Genomic DNA, 2,500 nt, shown 5'->3' with positions numbered 1-2,500 from the left:
GTAAGCGGCTCGTCCCGGCCGTTATAGACGCTGGCTGAGGGCGACATCAAAGTGATGTCCATCATTTCCGATCTGATGGGCATCACTTTGACACAGTCTGCAGAGAAGAAGCCGGGTACACGAACGGGGCGCCCGAATTACCCCCGCGAGCTACGTGAGCGACTGGCAGCGGCCGCTTGCGAGCCGGGCGTATCAGTCGCAAAGCTGGCGAGGGAGAATGGCATCAACGCGAACATGCTGTTCACCTGGCGGCGGCGATATCTGGCCGATCAGCAAGCTCGATCTGCCGGGCTTATTCCGGTCGTACTGCGAAGCGACACGCCGGCGGAGGTCATCGCATCAGCCCCGGCAGAAGTGCAAGTGCAGAGCGCGAAGCCTGAACCACCTGTCGGCACGATCGAGATCCGGATAGGTCGTGCGGTGGTTAAAGTAGACGGTCAGGTCGATGCCGATATGCTGCGGATCGTGCTGGGCAGTCTGCGCTCATGATCTCCCTACCGGCAGGCACGCGCATCTGGCTCGCTGCGGGCGTCACTGATATGCGATGCGGATTCCAGGGGTTGGCATCGAAGGTGCAAACCGCGCTTGAGGAGAATCCGCTGGGCGGCAACGTCTACGTCTTCCGGGGCCGTCGCGGCGATCTGGTAAAGATTCTCTGGGCTACGGAGGATGGAATCTGGCTGCTCGCTAAGCGGCTTGAACGGGGTCGTTTTATATGGCCCAAGGCGGACGGTGGCAAGGTCCATCTGAGCTCCGCACAACTGTCGATGCTGCTTGAGGGCATCGACTGGCGGCAGCCCCGCCGCACCGCCGCATTATCGATGTTGTAAACCGCGCGGCAGACTCGTAAACTACGGCGCATGTCGAACGGCGCCGATCTCCCTGACGATATCGAACAGCTGAAGGCCTTGCTGGTCGAGGCCCGTAGTCTGCTTGCCGAACGCGATGTCGAGATTGAGCAGCTCAAGGCCCAGATCGACAAGCTCCGGCGTATGCAGTTCGGTCGCAAGTCCGAGCAGCTGCAGCGGCAAATCGAGACGCTCGAGACTCAACTTGAGGATCTGGCCGCCGGGCGCGGCGTAGCGGATGTGCAGCGTGCGCAGGCCCGCGGTGCAAACGCGTCCTCATCGAACGCAACGATGGACGAAGCGGCTTCGAAGCAAGCGCTTCCCGCACATCTGCCTCGCGAGGATCATGTACTCGAACCCGAGTCGAATTGCCCGGACTGCGGTCAACCAATGCGGGTGCTCGGCGAAGACTCATCCGAACAACTCGCCCGGGTTGCCGCGGCGTTCAAGGTCATTCGCACGATCCGGCGCAAGCTGGTTTGCCCGTGCTGCAGCACGATCACGCAGCCGCCGATGCCGTGGCTGCCGATCGAGCGGAGCATCGCTCATCCGAGCTTGCTGGCAGACATCCTCGTCTCGAAGTATGCAGACCACCAGCCGCTGTACCGGCAATCGGCAATCGCGGCGCGCGACGGCGTGACGCTTGACCGGGCCAGCATGGGCCGCTGGGTTGGCCAGTGTGAGGCGCTGTGCGCCCCGCTAACAGAGGCGCTGCGCCGCTATACCGTTGCCGCTACCAAGCTGCACGCGGATGACACGCCGATCCCGGTGCTCTCACCGGGCAACAGGAAGACCCGCACCGGCCGGCTGTGGGTCTACGTGCGCGACGATCATCGCTCGGGCTCGACGCAACCGGCTTCGGTCTGGTTCGCGTACTCGCCGAACCGCCAAGGCATCCATCCTCAAACCCATCTCGCCAGCTTCAAAGGGATCCTGCAAGCGGATGCTTACGCTGGCTTCGACGAATTGTTCCGCGATGGCTCGATACGCGAGGCTGCTTGCCATGCCCACGCGAGGAGAAAGTTCTACGACATCCACGTGCGCACACCATCTGACACAACACAGAAGGCACTCGAATATATCGGCGGGCTCTACGACATCGAGGCCTCCATTCGCGGCAGGCCTGCTACCGAACGGCTGCGAATACGGCAGGAGAAAGCCAGACCGCTGCTTCAGATCTACGAAGCGTGGCTAAGGGCAAAGCTCGAAACACTGTCGTCGAAGTCCGATACGGCCAAGGCGATCAACTACACGCTAAACCAGTGGAGCGCCCTGACGTTGTATTGCGAAGACGGTACACTCGAGATCGACAACAACATCGCGGAGAACGCGCTGCGTTGTGTAAGCCTGGGCCGGAAAAATTTTCTATTCGCTGGCTCAGACAGCGGTGGCGAACGGGCAGCCGCGATGTACGCATTGATTGGCACTTGCAGACTGAATGACATTGATCCGCGTGCCTACCTCGACTACGTGCTAACCCATATCTCCGGTCACAAAATCAATCGCATCAACGATCTCTTGCCCTGGTGTGTGGCCGACAAGCTGCACAACCCAGGCAGTCCGCCAGATACCTCTACCTGACTGGCAGCTTCAGTTCACCATCATGCTTTACGCGCACGCGAATGGACGAACGGCCCAGCCGAGGCGCTTAC

General features: G+C 61.0%; 3 protein-coding genes. All 3 read left to right on the top strand.

The annotated features are described in order from the left end of the window. Positions 1-54 precede the first annotated feature (54 nt). The 3 genes from tnpA to tnpC are packed head-to-tail and all read left to right on the top strand — an operon-like array spanning position 55 to position 2,429. Entirely contained in the window at positions 55-489 is a 435-nt protein-coding gene (gene tnpA / locus P3T24_RS38795) for an IS66-like element accessory protein TnpA (RefSeq protein WP_429441965.1), read from the top strand. After that, the gene (gene tnpB, locus P3T24_RS38790) at positions 486-830 is read left to right on the top strand and encodes an IS66 family insertion sequence element accessory protein TnpB (protein ID WP_429441963.1); all 345 of its coding nucleotides are present in this window, start codon (positions 486-488) and stop codon (positions 828-830) included. The genes tnpA and tnpB overlap by 4 nt, the downstream gene beginning before the upstream one ends. A gap of 30 nt (positions 831-860) precedes the next feature. Next, positions 861-2,429 (top strand): IS66 family transposase, encoded by a 1,569-nt coding sequence (gene tnpC / locus P3T24_RS38785; RefSeq protein WP_429441962.1) that lies wholly within the window; start codon positions 861-863, stop codon positions 2,427-2,429. Positions 2,430-2,500 lie beyond the last annotated feature (71 nt).

Origin of the sequence: Paraburkholderia sp. GAS33 (genome assembly GCF_050436645.1) — a bacterium.
In the GTDB taxonomy this organism is placed as follows: domain Bacteria; phylum Pseudomonadota; class Gammaproteobacteria; order Burkholderiales; family Burkholderiaceae; genus Paraburkholderia; species Paraburkholderia phenazinium_B.
Note: the sequence above shows the minus strand (reverse complement) of the source record. Positions and strands in the feature narration are given on the sequence as shown.